Source organism: Streptomyces sp. NBC_01268 (genome assembly GCF_036240795.1).
In the GTDB taxonomy this organism is placed as follows: Bacteria; Actinomycetota; Actinomycetes; order Streptomycetales; family Streptomycetaceae; genus Streptomyces.
Genome location: NZ_CP108454.1, coordinates 6,114,298 through 6,131,870, shown reverse-complemented (window position 1 = coordinate 6,131,870; position 17,573 = coordinate 6,114,298). Strand labels below are relative to the sequence as shown.

The 17,573-nt window shown below is 65.9% G+C and carries 12 protein-coding genes and 3 rRNA genes; 3 read left to right on the top strand and 12 right to left on the bottom strand.

Annotated elements, in window-relative coordinates; translation table 11 throughout:
• Nucleotides 1-2 precede the first annotated feature (2 nt).
• The 3 genes from rrf to OG309_RS27715 all read right to left on the bottom strand — a co-directional run bounded on the left by rrf (nucleotide 3) and on the right by OG309_RS27715 (nucleotide 5,131).
• A 5S ribosomal RNA gene (rrf, locus tag OG309_RS27725) occupies nucleotides 3-119 on the bottom strand.
• 82 nt (nucleotides 120-201) lie between these two features.
• A 23S ribosomal RNA gene (locus OG309_RS27720) occupies nucleotides 202-3,319 on the bottom strand.
• Nucleotides 3,320-3,605: 286 nt separating this feature from the next.
• Nucleotides 3,606-5,131, bottom strand: a 16S ribosomal RNA gene (locus OG309_RS27715).
• The 16S, 23S and 5S rRNA genes sit together here, the layout of an rRNA operon.
• A gap of 136 nt (nucleotides 5,132-5,267) precedes the next feature.
• Between OG309_RS27715 and OG309_RS27710 the strand changes: the two genes are divergently transcribed.
• The gene (locus OG309_RS27710; protein ID WP_329424777.1) at nucleotides 5,268-5,498 is read left to right on the top strand and encodes a hypothetical protein; all 231 of its coding nucleotides are present in this window, start codon (nucleotides 5,268-5,270) and stop codon (nucleotides 5,496-5,498) included.
• A gap of 140 nt (nucleotides 5,499-5,638) precedes the next feature.
• Here OG309_RS27710 and OG309_RS27705 read toward each other — a convergent pair whose 3' ends face one another.
• The 3 genes from OG309_RS27705 to thyX form a co-directional block, all read right to left on the bottom strand.
• Nucleotides 5,639-7,324, bottom strand: a complete 1,686-nt coding sequence (locus OG309_RS27705; RefSeq protein WP_329424775.1) for a ribonuclease J — start codon at nucleotides 7,322-7,324, stop codon at nucleotides 5,639-5,641.
• Nucleotides 7,325-7,436: 112 nt separating this feature from the next.
• Nucleotides 7,437-8,336: a 4-hydroxy-tetrahydrodipicolinate synthase gene (gene dapA, locus OG309_RS27700; RefSeq protein WP_329424774.1), complete on the bottom strand. Its 900-nt coding sequence runs from the start codon at nucleotides 8,334-8,336 to the stop codon at nucleotides 7,437-7,439.
• Nucleotides 8,337-8,514: 178 nt separating this feature from the next.
• A complete protein-coding gene (gene thyX, locus OG309_RS27695) occupies nucleotides 8,515-9,255 on the bottom strand; it encodes an FAD-dependent thymidylate synthase (protein ID WP_329424773.1) in 741 nt (246 codons plus the stop codon).
• Nucleotides 9,256-9,418: 163 nt separating this feature from the next.
• Between thyX and OG309_RS27690 the strand changes: the two genes are divergently transcribed.
• Nucleotides 9,419-9,658, top strand: a complete 240-nt coding sequence (locus tag OG309_RS27690) for a hypothetical protein (protein WP_329428569.1) — start codon at nucleotides 9,419-9,421, stop codon at nucleotides 9,656-9,658.
• A 53-nt stretch (nucleotides 9,659-9,711) separates the two neighbouring features.
• Nucleotides 9,712-10,266: a hypothetical protein gene (locus OG309_RS27685; protein WP_329424771.1), complete on the top strand. Its 555-nt coding sequence runs from the start codon at nucleotides 9,712-9,714 to the stop codon at nucleotides 10,264-10,266.
• Nucleotides 10,267-10,307: 41 nt separating this feature from the next.
• Here the strand turns inward: OG309_RS27685 and OG309_RS27680 are convergent, their stop codons facing one another.
• The 6 genes from OG309_RS27680 to eccD form a co-directional block, all read right to left on the bottom strand.
• Nucleotides 10,308-10,748 (bottom strand): hypothetical protein, encoded by a 441-nt coding sequence (locus OG309_RS27680; RefSeq protein ID WP_329424769.1) that lies wholly within the window; start codon nucleotides 10,746-10,748, stop codon nucleotides 10,308-10,310.
• Between the two features lie 4 nt (nucleotides 10,749-10,752).
• The gene (dapB, locus tag OG309_RS27675; protein WP_329424768.1) at nucleotides 10,753-11,505 is read right to left on the bottom strand and encodes a 4-hydroxy-tetrahydrodipicolinate reductase; all 753 of its coding nucleotides are present in this window, start codon (nucleotides 11,503-11,505) and stop codon (nucleotides 10,753-10,755) included.
• A gap of 28 nt (nucleotides 11,506-11,533) precedes the next feature.
• The gene (locus OG309_RS27670; protein ID WP_329424767.1) at nucleotides 11,534-12,913 is read right to left on the bottom strand and encodes a M16 family metallopeptidase; all 1,380 of its coding nucleotides are present in this window, start codon (nucleotides 12,911-12,913) and stop codon (nucleotides 11,534-11,536) included.
• Nucleotides 12,910-15,129, bottom strand: a complete 2,220-nt coding sequence (locus OG309_RS27665) for a polyribonucleotide nucleotidyltransferase (RefSeq protein ID WP_329424765.1) — start codon at nucleotides 15,127-15,129, stop codon at nucleotides 12,910-12,912. Before OG309_RS27665 ends, OG309_RS27670 begins: the two co-directional genes overlap by 4 nt.
• 293 nt (nucleotides 15,130-15,422) lie before the next feature.
• Nucleotides 15,423-15,713, bottom strand: a complete 291-nt coding sequence (gene rpsO, locus OG309_RS27660; RefSeq protein WP_329424763.1) for a 30S ribosomal protein S15 — start codon at nucleotides 15,711-15,713, stop codon at nucleotides 15,423-15,425.
• Nucleotides 15,714-15,948: 235 nt separating this feature from the next.
• Nucleotides 15,949-17,424, bottom strand: coding sequence for a type VII secretion integral membrane protein EccD (eccD, locus tag OG309_RS27655; RefSeq protein WP_329424761.1), 1,476 nt, complete (start codon nucleotides 17,422-17,424; stop codon nucleotides 15,949-15,951).
• Nucleotides 17,425-17,573: the final 149 nt, after the last annotated feature.

Here is a 17,573-nt window from a genome sequence, read left to right as displayed (position 1 = left end):
TTGTTCGGCGGCGTCCTACTCTCCCACAGGGTCCCCCCTGCAGTACCATCGGCGCTGAAAGGCTTAGCTTCCGGGTTCGGAATGTAACCGGGCGTTTCCCTAACGCTATGACCACCGAAACACTATGAAGTTGAACTCAAGCCGCACCCCTCAGGGGGCGAGTTCGTTACTTCAGAACTAACACAGTGGACGCGAGCAACTGAGGACAAGCCCTCGGCCTATTAGTACCGGTCAGCTCCACCCATTACTGGGCTTCCACATCCGGCCTATCAACCCAGTCGTCTACTGGGAGCCTTACCCTCTCAAGGAGGTGGGAATACTCATCTCGAAGCAGGCTTCCCGCTTAGATGCTTTCAGCGGTTATCCCTCCCGAACGTAGCCAACCAGCCATGCCCTTGGCAGGACAACTGGCACACCAGAGGTTCGTCCGTCCCGGTCCTCTCGTACTAGGGACAGCCCTTCTCAATATTCCTACGCGCACAGCGGATAGGGACCGAACTGTCTCACGACGTTCTAAACCCAGCTCGCGTACCGCTTTAATGGGCGAACAGCCCAACCCTTGGGACCGACTCCAGCCCCAGGATGCGACGAGCCGACATCGAGGTGCCAAACCATCCCGTCGATATGGACTCTTGGGGAAGATCAGCCTGTTATCCCCGGGGTACCTTTTATCCGTTGAGCGACGGCGCTTCCACAAGCCACCGCCGGATCACTAGTCCCGACTTTCGTCCCTGCTCGACCCGTCGGTCTCACAGTCAAGCTCCCTTGTGCACTTACACTCAACACCTGATTGCCAACCAGGCTGAGGGAACCTTTGGGCGCCTCCGTTACCCTTTGGGAGGCAACCGCCCCAGTTAAACTACCCATCAGACACTGTCCCTGATCCGGATCACGGACCGAGGTTAGACATCCAGCACGACCAGAGTGGTATTTCAACGGCGACTCCACCATGACTGGCGTCACGGCTTCAAAGTCTCCCACCTATCCTACACAAGCCGAACCGAACACCAATATCAAACTGTAGTAAAGGTCCCGGGGTCTTTCCGTCCTGCTGCGCGAAACGAGCATCTTTACTCGTAGTGCAATTTCACCGGGCCTATGGTTGAGACAGTCGAGAAGTCGTTACGCCATTCGTGCAGGTCGGAACTTACCCGACAAGGAATTTCGCTACCTTAGGATGGTTATAGTTACCACCGCCGTTTACTGGCGCTTAAGTTCTCAGCTTCGCCCTGTCGAAACAGAGCTAACCGGTCCCCTTAACGTTCCAGCACCGGGCAGGCGTCAGTCCGTATACATCGCCTTACGGCTTCGCACGGACCTGTGTTTTTAGTAAACAGTCGCTTCTCGCTGGTCTCTGCGGCCACCCCCAGCTCACGGAGTAAATCCGATCACCAGACGTGGCCCCCTTCTCCCGAAGTTACGGGGGCATTTTGCCGAGTTCCTTAACCATAGTTCACCCGAACGCCTCGGTATTCTCTACCTGACCACCTGAGTCGGTTTAGGGTACGGGCCGCCATGAAACTCGCTAGAGGCTTTTCTCGACAGCATAGGATCATCCACTTCACCACAATCGGCTCGGCATCAGGTCTCAGCCTTAATGTGTGACGGATTTGCCTACCACACGGCCTACACCCTTACCCCGGGACTACCACCGCCCGGGCTGGACTACCTTCCTGCGTCACCCCATCGCTTACCTACTACCACCTTGGGTCAGCGGCTCCACCACTCCCCTTTGCCCGAAGGCTCCAGGGCGGCTTCACGGCCTTAGCATTAATGGGCTCGATATTGGGCGTTTCAAAGCGGGTACCGGAATATCAACCGGTTGTCCATCGACTACGCCTGTCGGCCTCGCCTTAGGTCCCGACTTACCCTGGGCAGATCAGCTTGACCCAGGAACCCTTAGTCAATCGGCGCACACGTTTCTCACGTGTGTATCGCTACTCATGCCTGCATTCTCACTCGTGAACCGTCCACAACTCGCTTCCGCGGCTGCTTCACCCGGCACACGACGCTCCCCTACCCATCACAGCGGGCGTTGGCCCTATTGCTGCAATGACACGACTTCGGCGGTACGCTTGAGCCCCGCTACATTGTCGGCGCGGAATCACTTGACCAGTGAGCTATTACGCACTCTTTCAAGGGTGGCTGCTTCTAAGCCAACCTCCTGGTTGTCTCTGCGACTCCACATCCTTTCCCACTTAGCGTACGCTTAGGGGCCTTAGTCGATGCTCTGGGCTGTTTCCCTCTCGACCATGGAGCTTATCCCCCACAGTCTCACTGCCGTGCTCTCACTTACCGGCATTCGGAGTTTGGCTAAGGTCAGTAACCCGGTAGGGCCCATCGCCTATCCAGTGCTCTACCTCCGGCAAGAAACACACGACGCTGCACCTAAATGCATTTCGGGGAGAACCAGCTATCACGGAGTTTGATTGGCCTTTCACCCCTAACCACAGGTCATCCCCCAGGTTTTCAACCCTGGTGGGTTCGGTCCTCCACGAAGTCTTACCTCCGCTTCAACCTGCCCATGGCTAGATCACTCCGCTTCGGGTCTTGAGCGTGCTACTGAATCGCCCTATTCGGACTCGCTTTCGCTACGGCTTCCCCACACGGGTTAACCTCGCAACACACCGCAAACTCGCAGGCTCATTCTTCAAAAGGCACGCAGTCACGAGACATAGCAAGCTATGTCCGACGCTCCCACGGCTTGTAGGCACACGGTTTCAGGTACTATTTCACTCCGCTCCCGCGGTACTTTTCACCATTCCCTCACGGTACTATCCGCTATCGGTCACCAGGGAATATTTAGGCTTAGCGGGTGGTCCCGCCAGATTCACACGGGATTTCTCGGGCCCCGTGCTACTTGGGTGTCTCTTAAACGAGCCGCATGAATTTCAGCTACGGGGGTCTTACCCTCTACGCCGGACCTTTCGCATGTCCTTCGCCTATCCATACGGTTTCTGACTCGTCTCACAGCCGGCAGACTGTGAAAAAGAGATCCCACAACCCCGCATGCGCAACCCCTGCCGGGTCTCACACGCATACGGTTTGGCCTCATCCGGTTTCGCTCGCCACTACTCCCGGAATCACGGTTGTTTTCTCTTCCTGAGGGTACTGAGATGTTTCACTTCCCCTCGTTCCCTCCACATGCCCTATGTGTTCAGGCATGGGTGACAGCCCATGACGACTGCCGGGTTTCCCCATTCGGAAACCCCCGGATCAAAGCCTGGTTGACGGCTCCCCGGGGACTATCGTGGCCTCCCACGTCCTTCATCGGTTCCTGGTGCCAAGGCATCCACCGTGCGCCCTTAAAAACTTGGCCACAGATGCTCGCGTCCACTGTGTAGTTCTCAAGCAACGACCAGCCACCCATCACCCCACCATCTACACGGTGAGTTCACTGGGGCCGGCATCGCGAAGGTTCGACCAACCGGCCGTACCCTCAGATACCCAACAACGTGCCAAGCGCGACCCTCTCGGTCCTTCCCGTGTTCCACGCCGAAGCAGTACTAACAGGAGACTCTGAAGAATCGCGCCAACTAATCAACGTTCCACCCATGAGCTGACCGTGCAGAACGTTTGCCTGCAATCGGTACTGTGCTCCTTAGAAAGGAGGTGATCCAGCCGCACCTTCCGGTACGGCTACCTTGTTACGACTTCGTCCCAATCGCCAGTCCCACCTTCGACAGCTCCCTCCCACAAGGGGTTGGGCCACCGGCTTCGGGTGTTACCGACTTTCGTGACGTGACGGGCGGTGTGTACAAGGCCCGGGAACGTATTCACCGCAGCAATGCTGATCTGCGATTACTAGCAACTCCGACTTCATGGGGTCGAGTTGCAGACCCCAATCCGAACTGAGACCGGCTTTTTGAGATTCGCTCCGCCTCGCGGCATCGCAGCTCTTTGTACCGGCCATTGTAGCACGTGTGCAGCCCAAGACATAAGGGGCATGATGACTTGACGTCGTCCCCACCTTCCTCCGAGTTGACCCCGGCGGTCTCCTGTGAGTCCCCATCACCCCGAAGGGCATGCTGGCAACACAGGACAAGGGTTGCGCTCGTTGCGGGACTTAACCCAACATCTCACGACACGAGCTGACGACAGCCATGCACCACCTGTATACCGACCACAAGGGGGGCACTATCTCTAATGCTTTCCGGTATATGTCAAGCCTTGGTAAGGTTCTTCGCGTTGCGTCGAATTAAGCCACATGCTCCGCTGCTTGTGCGGGCCCCCGTCAATTCCTTTGAGTTTTAGCCTTGCGGCCGTACTCCCCAGGCGGGGAACTTAATGCGTTAGCTGCGGCACCGACGACGTGGAATGTCGCCAACACCTAGTTCCCAACGTTTACGGCGTGGACTACCAGGGTATCTAATCCTGTTCGCTCCCCACGCTTTCGCTCCTCAGCGTCAGTAATGGCCCAGAGATCCGCCTTCGCCACCGGTGTTCCTCCTGATATCTGCGCATTTCACCGCTACACCAGGAATTCCGATCTCCCCTACCACACTCTAGCCTGCCCGTATCGGATGCAGACCCGGGGTTAAGCCCCGGGCTTTCACACCCGACGTGACAAGCCGCCTACGAGCTCTTTACGCCCAATAATTCCGGACAACGCTTGCGCCCTACGTATTACCGCGGCTGCTGGCACGTAGTTAGCCGGCGCTTCTTCTGCAGGTACCGTCACTTTCGCTTCTTCCCTGCTGAAAGAGGTTTACAACCCGAAGGCCGTCATCCCTCACGCGGCGTCGCTGCATCAGGCTTTCGCCCATTGTGCAATATTCCCCACTGCTGCCTCCCGTAGGAGTCTGGGCCGTGTCTCAGTCCCAGTGTGGCCGGTCGCCCTCTCAGGCCGGCTACCCGTCGTCGCCTTGGTGAGCCGTTACCTCACCAACAAGCTGATAGGCCGCGGGCTCATCCTTCACCGCCGGAGCTTTTAACCAGCCCCCATGCAGAGGCCGGTGTTATCCGGTATTAGACCCCGTTTCCAGGGCTTGTCCCAGAGTGAAGGGCAGATTGCCCACGTGTTACTCACCCGTTCGCCACTAATCCACCCCGAAGGGCTTCATCGTTCGACTTGCATGTGTTAAGCACGCCGCCAGCGTTCGTCCTGAGCCAGGATCAAACTCTCCGTGAATGTTTGCCGGTAATCCGGCTCTACACTCGCGTTGAGCGGAACAGTCATGCCGGAATGTGGCCGACTGTTCACAGCGTCCTCGCTGTGTGCCACCCCGTGGGGTGGACTTTTTCAAAGGAACCTCGACCATCCGAAGATGGACGGGGTATCAACTAATCTGGCGTTGATTTTTGGCACGCTGTTGAGTTCTCAAGGTGCGGACGCTTCCTTTGTACTGACCCTCTCGGGCTTTCCTCCGGGCGCTTCCTTCGTTCTTGCGTTTCCGACTCTATCAGATCTTTCCGATCCGATTTCCTCGGTGCTTTCCGGTCCCGATTTGTTTTTCTCGGGGCCTTCCGGCGTGTTCCGACTTTATCAGAAGTTCTGAGCCGGTTTTCCCGCCTCCCGGTTTCCGTACCGGCGCACTGTGGCGCTCGGCGGTTCCCGATCTGGCGGAGCCGTAAACGTACTGGAGCGGGGCGCCCCGATGCAAATCGAGGCGCCCCGCTCCAGGTGTGTGCCGGTCCGTCAGACCTCCACGACCACCGGGAGGATCATCGGACGGCGGCGGTAGGTGTCCGACACCCACTTGCCGACCGTGCGCCTGATCAGCTGCTGGAGCTGGTGCGGCTCCATCACGCCGTCCTGGGCGGACTTGTTCAGGGCCTGGCCGACCTTCGGGAGGACCGCGTCGAACGCGGCGTCCTCGATGCCGGAGCCCCGGGCGTGGATGTTGGGGCCGCTCACGATCTTGCCGGTGGAGGAGTCCACCACCACGAAGACCGAGATGATGCCCTCTTCGCCGAGGATGCGGCGGTCCTTCAGGGAGGACTCGGTGACGTCGCCGACCGAGAGGCCGTCGACGTACACGTAACCCGCCTGGACCTTGCCGGTGATGCGGGCGCGGCCGTCGACCAGGTCGACGACGACGCCGTCCTCGGCGATGACGATGTGGTCCTTGGGGACACCCGTCATGGCGCCGAGCTCGGCGTTGGCGCGCAGGTGGCGCCACTCGCCGTGGACCGGCATGAGGTTCTTCGGCTTGCAGATGTTGTAGAAGTACAGCAGCTCGCCGGCCGAGGCGTGGCCCGAGACGTGGACCTTGGCGTTGCCCTTGTGGACGACGTTGGCGCCCCAGCGGGTCAGGCCGTTGATCACGCGGTAGACCGCGTTCTCGTTGCCCGGGATGAGGGACGAGGCCAGGATGACCGTGTCGCCGGGGACGATCCGGATCTGGTGGTCGCGGTTGGCCATCCGGGACAGCGCGGCCATCGGCTCGCCCTGGGAACCCGTGCAGACCAGCACGATCTCGTCGTCCGGCAGGTCGTCCAGCGTCTTCACGTCCACGACCAGGCCGGCGGGGACCCGCAGGTAGCCGAGGTCGCGGGCGATGCCCATGTTGCGGACCATGGAGCGGCCGACGAAGGCGACCCTGCGGCCGTACTCGTGGGCGGCGTCCAGGATCTGCTGGATGCGGTGCACGTGGCTGGCGAAGCTGGCCACGATGATGCGCTTCTGGGCGTTGGCGAAGACGTTGCGCAGGACGTTGGAGATGTCCCGCTCGTGCGCCGTGAAGCCCGGGACCTCGGCGTTCGTCGAGTCCGTGAGGAGAAGGTCGATGCCCTCTTCGCTCAGGCGCGCGAACGCGTGCAGGTCCGTGAGGCGGTTGTCCAGCGGCAGCTGGTCCATCTTGAAGTCGCCGGTGTGGACCACCATGCCCGCGGGGGTGCGGATGGCGACGGCCAGCGCGTCGGGGATGGAGTGGTTGACGGCGATGAACTCGCAGTCGAAGGGGCCGAGCCGCTCGCGGTCGCCCTCGGACACCTCGAGGGTGTAGGGGCGGATGCGGTGCTCCTGCAGCTTCGCCTCGATGAGGGCGAGGGTCAGCTTGGAGCCGATGAGCGGGATGTCCGGCTTCAGCCGGAGCAGGTACGGCACGCCACCGATGTGGTCCTCGTGGCCGTGCGTCAGGACGATGCCCTCGATGTCGTCGAGGCGGTCCTGGATGGTGGTGAAATCGGGCAGGATCAGGTCGACGCCCGGCTGCTCCTCCTCGGGGAAGAGGACGCCGCAGTCGACGATCAGTAGACGGCCGTCGAACTCGAAGACCGTCATGTTTCGGCCGATTTCACCCAGCCCACCGAGCGGGGTGACACGCAGGCCGCCCTTGGGCAGCTTCGGCGGGGTGCCGAGTTCAGGATGCGGATGGCTCAAAAGTCTCTCCTCACCACACACGCCACGTACCGGCTCGGGCACGTGGCGCGCATGACATTCGTGCACTTGCTGTTTGTGTTCAGTTACGGGTCTTCAGTTGTGAAGTCTGTCGTCAGAGCTCTACCCCGCCGGTGGCGAGGTCCAGCCTGAGCTGAGCGGACTCCTGGTCGCTGAGCTCGACCAGCGGGAGCCGCAGGGGGCCGGCCGGGAGGCCCTGGAGGGCGAGCGCGGCCTTGGTGGTGATGACGCCCTGGGTGCGGAACATGCCGGTGAAGACCGGGAGCAGCCGCTGGTGGATCTCGGTGGCCTTCTGGACGTCGCCGGCCAGGTAGGCCTCCAGGAGGGCGCGGAGTTCCGGGGTGACCACGTGGCCGACCACGGAGACGAAGCCGCAGGCGCCCACGGAGAGCAGCGGAAGGTTGAGCATGTCGTCGCCGGAGTACCAGGCGAGGCCGCTGCGGGCGATGGCCCAGCTGGCGCGGCCGAGGTCGCCCTTGGCGTCCTTGTTGGCGACGATCCGGGGGTGCTCGGCGAGCCGGACGATCGTCTCGGTGTCGATCGGGACGCCGCTGCGGCCGGGGATGTCGTAGAGCATCACGGGGAGCTCGGTGGCGTCGGCGATGGCCGAGAAGTGCCGGTACAGGCCCTCTTGTGGGGGCTTGTTGTAGTACGGCGTGACGGCGAGCAGGCCGTGTGCGCCGTCGCGCTCGGCGGCGCGGGCGAGCTCCAGCGTGTGGTGGGTGTCGTTGGTGCCGATGCCGGCGACGACGTGGGCCCGGTCCCCTACCGCTTCCAGGACGGCCCGTACGAGCTGCGATTTCTCCGCGTCGGTGGTGGTGGGGGACTCGCCGGTGGTGCCGTTGACGACCAGGCCGTCGTTGCCGGCGTCCACGAGGTGGGTGGCAAGTCGCTGGGCACCGTCGAGGTCGAGTGCGCCGTCCGCCGTGAAGGGCGTGACCATGGCGGTGAGGACCCGCCCGAAGGGGGTCTGCGGAGTGGAGATCGGAGCCATGGGTAACACGCTACTCGCTGCTCAGCGCCGGGTGTCCCCTAGGGGGACGTGAGAAAGGGAGCCCGGCACTGCCTGCTCGGGGGTTCAAGCAGTGCCGGGTCCGTTTGATCAGCCTAGATGAACTTCGTGAAACGTCGCAATACGGACACTTCGCGGGAGAAGTTCGTACTTATGTGCTCTATGGGGCCACACGGCCGTTCTTGTTGAAGGCCGCGTAGGTCAGCGGCATCAGCTTGGCCCAGTGCTCTTCCATCTTCTCGCCCACCATCTCGATCTCCCGCTGGGGGAACGAGGGCACCGCGGCGAGCTCGTGCTGGGTGCGCAGACCGAGGAAGTGCATCAGGGAGCGCGCGTTGCAGGTGGCGTACATCGAGGAGTAGAGACCCACCGGGAGGACCGAACGGGCGACCTCGCGGGCGACGCCCGCGGCCAGCATCTCCTGGTAGGTCGCGTACGCCTGGCGGTACGAGTCCTCCATGGAGCGGCCGACGAGCTCGTGCTGGGCCTCGGTGCCCTCGACGAAGACGTACTTGCCCGGGCGGCCCTCCTGGACCAGCTTGCGGGAGGCGTCCGGGACGTAGAAGACCGGCTCGAGCTCCCTGTAGCGGCCCGACTCCTCGTTGTACGACCAGCCCACCCGGTGCCGCATGAACTCGCGGAAGACGAAGATCGGGGCGCTGATGAAGAAGGTCATCGAGTTGTGCTCGAAGGGGCTGCCGTGGCGGTCCCGCATCAGGTAGTTGATCAGGCCCTTGGAGCGCTCCGGGTCCTTCTGGAGCTCTTCCAGCGACTGCTCGCCCGCCGTGGACACCCGCGCCGCCCAGAGCACGTCCGAGTCGCCGGCAGCGCTCTTGACCAGATCGACGGTGACGTCGCTCCGGAAGTCGATCTTCTGGTTCTCGGTGGGTGTGTCGGTCACCGGCGGTCCTTCCAGTCGGGCTGTTGCAGTCGCCCACTCTAGCCACGTCCTACCCAAGGATGAGATTCGGCCGCTTTGATGAAAAAGGGCACCTAAACGTCGATTCGCTCGTCTGTACCTGTGACAGACACCATCACCACCGAGCCCGAGGAGAGTGACCCTGATGTTGCGCCGGCGAGAGGCCGTCCCGTTCGCGTTCGTCGCGGAGTCCGACCGCTTCCGCAGTAACGTCACTCCGCCGCCTCGCGAGCGTGCCACTCCCTCGCAGGTGCTGGGCCGTACGCTGATCGGGCTGACCGTGGTGGCAGGCCTCGTCGGATCGCTGATCCTCGGAATGCCCTCCCTCGAGTCGGGGAGCTCGGGCGCTCAACGACAGCAGTCCGAGGCTTCCGACGGGCGCTGAGGTAGCCTCACCGGGCACAGCCCACCGAACGTGCTTGTGAGTGAGGACCTGTCGTGCCCCTGCCCTTTCTGACGGCCGACCGTGCTTTCGACGCGACCGACGACATCGCGCTGCCGTTCGACGACCACGACCAGTGGCGTCGTCCGTACCGGCCCGGACCGTGGCGAGTGGGCATGGCGGCGCTCGCGCTGCTGCTCGCCTCGTTCGTGCTGCTGGCCGCCGTCATCATCGCCGTCGCCGGAGCGCTCGGCGGCGCCGCGTTCACCTTCGGTGTCGCCGCGCTGATCATCCTCGCCTCCCTGCGCCTGCTGCGCATGGGCGTGTGGGTGAGCCGGGCGGGCCTGCGTCAGGTCACCTTCCTCGCGACCCGGACCGTGCCGTGGCCCAAGGTCTCCGAGGTGCGCACCGCGCAGCAGCCGGTGCGCTGGCTGGGACTCCCCCGCACCGTCCAGGGCCAGGCCCTCATGCTCGTCCGTCACGGTGGTGAGCAGACGCAGCTGCTCACCGACCACAACTCGGACTTCCTCTCGCGCGTCGAGGCCTTCGACCGCGCCGCCGACACGGTCGAGGCGTGGAACGCGGAGTACTCGGGGTCCGCCGCCCGCTAGAGGCGACGAGGGGCCGCCCGGAGGCGGCCCCTGAACAGGTCCTAAGCGGTCTCGTGCAGCGTGATCGCCCGCTGCATCGCCTGGCGGGCGCGCGGGGTGTCGCGGGCGTCGTGGTACGCCACCGCGAGCCGGAACCAGCAGCGCCAGTCGTCCGGCGTGTCCTCCGTCTCGGCCTTGCGCCGTTCGAAGACCTCGTCGGCCGAATCCCGGTCGACGCGGCCGCCCTGAGTGCGCCTCAGCTCGTCGACGGGCAGCCCGCCCTCGGCCTCCAGCTCCGCGGCGAGGCGGTTGGCCCGGCGCGCGAAGCGGGTGTTCTTCCACAGGAACCAGGCGCCCACCAGCGGGAGCAGGAACGCCACGGCGCCCATGCCCATCGCGGCCGGCTCACCCGTCAGCAGCAGCAGGACGCCTTCCATCCCCACCACGCCGAAGACGAGGACGAGGACGGTGGCGAGGAAGACGTACGTGATCTTTCCGCCCATGTCGTCAGCCCAGGTCCAGGAAGTGTTCCAGGCCGAACGTGAGGCCCGGGGTGGTGACCACCCGGCGGGCGCCCAGCAGGATGCCCGGCATGAAGCTGGAGTGGTGCAGGGAGTCGTGACGGATCGTCAGGGTCTCGCCGTCGCCGCCCAGCAGCACCTCCTGGTGGGCCAGCAGGCCCCGCAGGCGTACGGCGTGGACGGGCACGCCGTCCACGTCCGCGCCGCGCGCCCCCGGCAGGCCGCTCGTCGTCCCGTCCGGCTGGGCGCCGAGGCCGGCCTCGGCGCGGGCCGCGGCGATCAGCTGGGCGGTGCGGGTCGCGGTGCCCGAAGGGGCGTCCACCTTGTGCGGGTGGTGCAGCTCGACGACCTCGACCGACTCGAAGTACGGCGCGGCGATCTGCGCGAACTTCATGGTGAGGACCGCTCCGATGGAGAAGTTCGGGGCGATCAGGACACCGGTCCCCGGAGCGGCGGCGAGCCAGCCGTCCAGCTGCGCGAGGCGCTCCTCGTTCCAGCCGGTGGTCCCGACGACCGCGTGGATGCCGTGGCGCACGCAGAAGTCGAGGTTCTCCATGACCGAGGAGGGCGTGGTCAGCTCGACCACGACCTGGGCGTCCGCCTCGGCCAGGGTCTCCAGCTTGTCGCCGCGGCCGAGGGCCGCGACCAGTTCCATGTCCTCGGCGGCCTGGACGGCCTTGACCGCCTCGGAGCCGATACGGCCCTGGGCTCCGAGGACCGCCACGCGCAGCTTGCTCATAGCTCTGGTTCCTTACATGACGAGAGGGTCAGGAGACCGCTTGGTGGAGGCGGTCCGCCTGCTTGTCCTTCAGCGGGCCTATCACCGCGAGCGAGGGCCGCTGCTCCAGTACGTCGCGGGCCACTTCCCGTACCTCGTCGGGGGTGACCGCCGCGATCCGGGTGAGCATGTCGTCGACCGACATCTGGGTGCCCCAGCACAGCTCGCTCTTGCCGATGCGGTTCATCAGCGCGCCGGTGTCCTCCAGGCCGAGCACGGTCGAGCCGGAGAGCTGCCCGATGGCGCGGGCGATCTCGTCGTCCGTGAGCCCGTCGGTGGCGACCTTGTCGAGCTCGTCCCGGCAGATCCGCAGCACGTCGTGGACCTGGCTGGGGCGGCAGCCCGCGTACACCCCGAAGAGGCCGCAGTCGGCGAAGCCCGAGGTGTACGAGTACACGCTGTAGGCCAGCCCGCGCTTCTCCCGGACCTCCTGGAAGAGGCGGGAGGACATGCCGCCGCCGAGGGCGGTGTTGAGCACCCCGAGCGCCCAGCGGCGCTCGTCGGTGCGGGCCAGGCCCGGCATGCCGAGGACCACGTGGGCTTGCTCGGTCCGGCGGCCGAGCAGCTCGACCCTGCCCGCGGTGCGCAGGGTGCGGTGCCCGTCGCGCGGGGCGATCGGGGTGGCGTCGGTACGGGTGAGGGCGCCGGCCTTCTCGAAGGCGCGGCGGACCTGGCGTACCACCGTGGCGTGGTCGACGTTGCCGGCGGCGGCGACGACCAGGTGGGTCGGGTCGTAGTGCTTCTTGTAGAAGCGGGCGACCTGGTCCCGGGTGAGCGCGTTGATCGTGTCGACGGTGCCGAGGACCGGGCGGCCGAGCGGGGTGTCGCCGAACATGGTCTGCGCGAACAGGTCGTGCACCATGTCGCCGGGGTCGTCCTCGGTCATCGCGATCTCTTCGAGGATCACACCGCGTTCGGCGTCCAGGTCGGAGTCGAGGATGAGCGAGCCCGTGAGCATGTCGCAGACGACGTCGATCGCCAGCGGCAGATCGGTGTCGAGGACCCGGGCGTAGTAGCAGGTGTACTCCTTCGCCGTGAAGGCGTTCATCTCGCCGCCGACCGCGTCGATCGAGGCCGAGATGTCGAGGGCGGACCGCTGGTGGGTGCCCTTGAAGAGGAGGTGTTCCAGGTAGTGGGTGGCACCGTTGAGCGTCGGGGTCTCGTCGCGGGAGCCGACGTGGGCCCAGATGCCGAAGGTGGCGGAGCGCACCGACGGGAGGGTCTCGGTGACGATCCGGAGGCCGCCGGGCAGGGTGGTGCGGCGGACCGTGCCGATGCCGTCCTTGCCCGGGAGAAGCGTTTGGGTACGGGCGACGGCCCGCCCCTCCGAGGAGGGGCGGGCCGTCGCGCGGGGACTACGGGACGTCACTGGTCGGTGTCGCCCTTGTCGTCGGCGGCGCCGTCCTCGTCCGCGATCACGGGGATCAGGGACAGCTTGCCGCGCTGGTCGATCTCGGCGATCTCGACCTGGACCTTGGAGCCGATCGCGAGCACGTCCTCGACGTTCTCCACGCGCTTGCCACCGGCCAGCTTGCGGATCTGCGAGATGTGCAGCAGGCCGTCCTTGCCCGGGAGCAGGGAGACGAAGGCACCGAAGGTGGTGGTCTTGACGACCGTACCCAGGTAGCGCTCGCCGACCTCCGGCATGGTCGGGTTGGCGATGCCGTTGATCGTGGCGCGGGCGGCCTCGGCCTGCGAGCCCTGCTGGGCACCGATGTAGATGGTGCCGTCGTCCTCGATCGTGATCTCGGCGCCGGTGTCCTCCTGGATCTGGTTGATCATCTTGCCCTTGGGGCCGATGACCTCACCGATCTTGTCCACCGGGATCTTGACGGTGATGATGCGCGGCGCGTTCGGGGACATCTCGTCCGGAACGTCGATCGCCTCGTTCATCACGTCGAGGATGTGCAGACGCGCGTCGCGGGCCTGCTTCAGCGCGGCGGCCAGGACGGAGGCCGGGATGCCGTCCAGCTTGGTGTCGAGCTGGAGCGCGGTCACGAACTGCTTCGTGCCGGCGACCTTGAAGTCCATGTCGCCGAAGGCGTCCTCCGCACCGAGGATGTCGGTGAGGGCGACGTAGTGCGTCTGGCCGTCGATCTCCTCGGAGATCAGACCCATGGCGATACCGGCGACGGCGGCCTTGAGCGGCACACCGGCGTTCAGCAGCGACATGGTGGAGGCGCAGACCGAGCCCATGGACGTCGAACCGTTGGAGCCGAGGGCCTCGGACACCTGGCGGATCGCGTAGGGGAACTCCTCGCGGGTCGGCAGCACCGGCACGATGGCGCGCTCGGCGAGCGCGCCGTGGCCGATCTCGCGGCGCTTGGGCGAGCCCACGCGGCCGGTCTCGCCGACGGAGTACGGCGGGAAGTTGTAGTTGTGCATGTAGCGCTTGCGGGTCACCGGGGAGAGGGTGTCCAGCTGCTGCTCCATGCGGAGCATGTTGAGGGTGGTGACGCCCAGGATCTGGGTCTCGCCACGCTCGAACAGCGCCGAGCCGTGCACGCGCGGGATGGCCTCGACCTCGGCCGCGAGCGTACGGATGTCCGTGAGGCCACGGCCGTCGATGCGGACCTTGTCCTTGATGACGCGCTCGCGGACCAGCTTCTTGGTCAGCGCGCGGTAGGCACCGCCGATCTCCTTCTCGCGGCCCTCGAAGGCCGGGAGTAGCTTCTCGGCGGCGATCTCCTTGATGCGGTCGAGCTCGGCCTCGCGCTCCTGCTTGCCGGCGATGGTGAGCGCCTTGGTGAGCTCACCCTTGACGGCGGCGGTGAGCGCCTCCAGGACGTCGTCCTGGTAGTCCAGGAAGACCGGGAACTCGCCGGTGGGCTTGGCGGCCTTGGCGGCGAGGTCCGACTGGGCCTTGCAGAGGACCTTGATGAAGGGCTTCGCGGCCTCGAGACCGGCGGCGACGACCTCCTCGGTCGGCGCCTCGGCGCCGTCCTTGACGAGCTCGATGGTCTTCTCGGTGGCCTCGGCCTCGACCATCATGATCGCGACGTCGCCGTCCTCCAGGACGCGACCGGCGACCACCATGTCGAAGACGGCGTCCTCGAGCTCGGTGTGCGTCGGGAACGCGACCCACTGGCCCTTGATCAGGGCGACGCGGGTGGCGCCGATGGGGCCGGAGAAGGGCAGGCCCGCCAGGATCGTGGACGCGGAGGCGGCGTTGATCGCGACCACGTCGTACAGGTGGTCGGGGTTGAGCGCCATGATCGTCTCGACGATCTGGATCTCGTTGCGCAGGCCCTTCTTGAAGGAGGGGCGCAGCGGCCGGTCGATGAGGCGGCAGGTGAGGATCGCGTCCTCGGAGGGCCGGCCCTCGCGGCGGAAGAAGGAGCCGGGGATCTTGCCGGCCGCGTACTGCCGCTCCTCGACGTCCACCGTGAGGGGGAAGAAGTCGAGCTGGTCCTTGGGGCGCTTCGAGGCGGTGGTCGCAGAGAGGACCATCGTGTCGTCGTCCAGGTAGGCGACGGCGGAGCCGGCGGCCTGCTTGGCCAGACGGCCGGTCTCGAAGCGGATGGTGCGGGTGCCGAAGGTGCCGTTGTCGATGACGGCCTCGGCGTAGTGGGTCTCGTTCTCCACTAGCGGTTTCTCCTACGTGTTCGTCTTTGCGTCCTTCGGCCCGTGTGGCCGGGGACGGTGTCGACGGAGGCTGAGGAGCGTGCCGGGTGCGGGCCGGTCTTCGATCGAAGCTCCCGGGGCTCTTGCCCGGGGGCCACTACCGAGGACCGGCGGCGAGCAGGCGGCTCCTCGCTCTTCGTCTGTGCTGTTGTGCGTGCGGTTGTGTCACCAGCCTACGGGCCGCTGTGCACCTTTCGCACGTACAGCAAAGGGAGCGGCCCCCTGAAAGTGGGAACCGCTCCCTTCACGGCTGCTTACTTGGCGCCGCCGGCCGCACCGCGGCGGATGCCGAGGCGGTCGACCAGCGCACGGAAGCGCTGGATGTCCTTCTTGGCCAGGTACTGCAGCAGGCGGCGGCGCTGGCCGACCAGGATCAGCAGACCACGACGGGAGTGGTGGTCGTGCTTGTGGGTCTTGAGGTGCTCGGTCAGGTCCGAGATGCGGCGGGACAGCATCGCGACCTGGACCTCGGGGGAGCCGGTGTCGCCCTCCTTGGTGCCGAACTCGGTCATGATCTGCTTCTTGACAGCGGCGTCGAGAGCCACGCGGATCTCCTCTTGGTGTTCGTGCGCCCACGAGTGCCCCTGGTCTGGATCTCAGGGGAATCTTCCGTGACTCGCGAGCGAAGGTCCGATGAGCGCTGCTCCCCGAGCCCGCCCTGGGACGAGATCGTCCTGAAGCGGGGTGGTTCCGGGAGCGCGTACACAAACGGCCGTCACACAGCGTACCAGCTCGCCGGTGAGGCCGTTCGGGTGACCCGGTCCCGGTGACCGGCGGTCACTAGCTGGTCAGCGACCGCGCTGCCATGAACACGTCGAGCACGGCGAGGCAGAGCGGGACCAGGGAGAGCAGGACGAAGCCCTCGGTCAGGTCGAGCAGGCGGCCCCAGAAGGGCGAGAGGCCCTTCCTCGGGATGATCAGGCCGATCGCGGTGACCAGGGCGGCACCGGCGGCGACGGCCGCTGTCAGCCAGATCGTGCGGACGTCCAGGCCGCCGCGGTCCCCGTACATCACGAGGTCCTTGACCAGGTCGACCGGCGGGTTCAGGGAGAGGCCGAGGATCAGCAGGGCGATGGCGGCGAGGCCGGCGACCAGGACGCAGGCGACCTGCGAGGTGTAGCGGAAGAGCCGGGCGCGCAGCAGCATCGCGAGGCCGGCGGCCAGTGCGAGGAGCTGTCCCCAGACGTTCCCGGCGAAGCCGAGGACCGCGGCGGAGCCGACGACGACGGCCGCGCAGCCGCCGACCAGGCCGAGCAGCATCTCGTGGCCGCGGCGGGCCTGCAGGGCGATGCGCTCGCCGTCGACGGGCTGCGCCTCCTCGTGGGCCGCGTGGTGCGGGTCGGCCAGGAACTCGTCCTCGGAGGCGCTGCGCGGGGAGGCGTAGCCGATGGGCAGGCGGGCGAAGCGGGCCGAGAGGCCGGGCAGGAAGGCGACCAGGCCGATGGCCACGGGGACGCAGACGGCGGCGGTCTCGGTGGCGGAGGACTCCGTCATGATCGCCACGAAGGTGGCGAGGGTGCCGACGGTGGCCAGGAAGGTGGCCGCGACGAAGGGGGCGTCGCCGCTCGGGGTGAGGGCGACGAGCGCGACGGCGGCGACCAGGACGGTGACGCAGCCGAGCAGGAACTGGAGCCGGCCGGGGCCCTGCCCCGCGTCGGGGGCGATGATGCCGGAGCCGGCGATGAGCAGCAGCGGCAGTGCGCCGAGGCCCAGGGCGACGGCGGTGGCGCGGTCGCCGTAGACCCGGGCGCGGACGCCGGCGAAGGCGGTGAGCAGCAGGCCGGCGGCGCCCGCGATGACGCCGGGCAGGCTGTGCATGTCGTGCCGGAGCGGGTCGGCGAACCAGAGCACGAAGCCCATGAGGACGAGGAGCAGCACGCCGCCGACGAGTCCGGCGCCGCGCAGCAGGTCGTCGCTCCACAGGTGGCGGTCGCGGGTGACGGCGGAGGCGACGGCGTCGGAGACGTCGTCGAAGACGGCGGGCGGCAGCGACTGCGCGAAGGGGCGCAGCGAGAGCACCTCGCCGTCGAGGACCTGCTGCGCGGCGAGCGAGCGGGCGCCGTCGAGGACGGAGCCGTCGCGCCGGACCAGGTGGTAGCCGGTGGGGGCGCCGACCGGCTGGGTCTGCCCGGTGAGCCGGAGGATCTCCGGGTGGACGTCGGCGACGGCGATGTCCTCGGGGAGTGCGACGTCGATACGGCTGTCGGGCGCCACGACGGTGACGCGGCAGAAGCCGGTCGCTGCGGTCGTACTCACGTTTCTGGACCCCCTGATTCGCGGTTGCGCACACTGCGGCGCCACCCTACCGGGGACCGGTGGGGGTGGCTGCAAGTAGGATCCTGCACTCACGGGGGAGACCGCATGGAACACAGCCGACGGGGGCGCAGTTGCGGTGACTCCCTCAC

Bases quoted from the DNA above. Each gene is read 5' to 3' on its own strand.
- OG309_RS27680 (WP_329424769.1), bottom strand. From the start codon at position 10,748: ATGGGCGGAAAGATCACGTACGTCTTCCTCGCCACCGTCCTCGTCCTC.
- OG309_RS27690 (WP_329428569.1), top strand. From the start codon at position 9,419: ATGTTGCGCCGGCGAGAGGCCGTCCCGTTCGCGTTCGTCGCGGAGTCC.
- dapA (WP_329424774.1), bottom strand. From the start codon at position 8,336: ATGGCTCCGATCTCCACTCCGCAGACCCCCTTCGGGCGGGTCCTCACC.
- dapB (WP_329424768.1), bottom strand. From the start codon at position 11,505: ATGAGCAAGCTGCGCGTGGCGGTCCTCGGAGCCCAGGGCCGTATCGGC.
- OG309_RS27710 (WP_329424777.1), top strand. From the start codon at position 5,268: ATGGACGGGGTATCAACTAATCTGGCGTTGATTTTTGGCACGCTGTTG.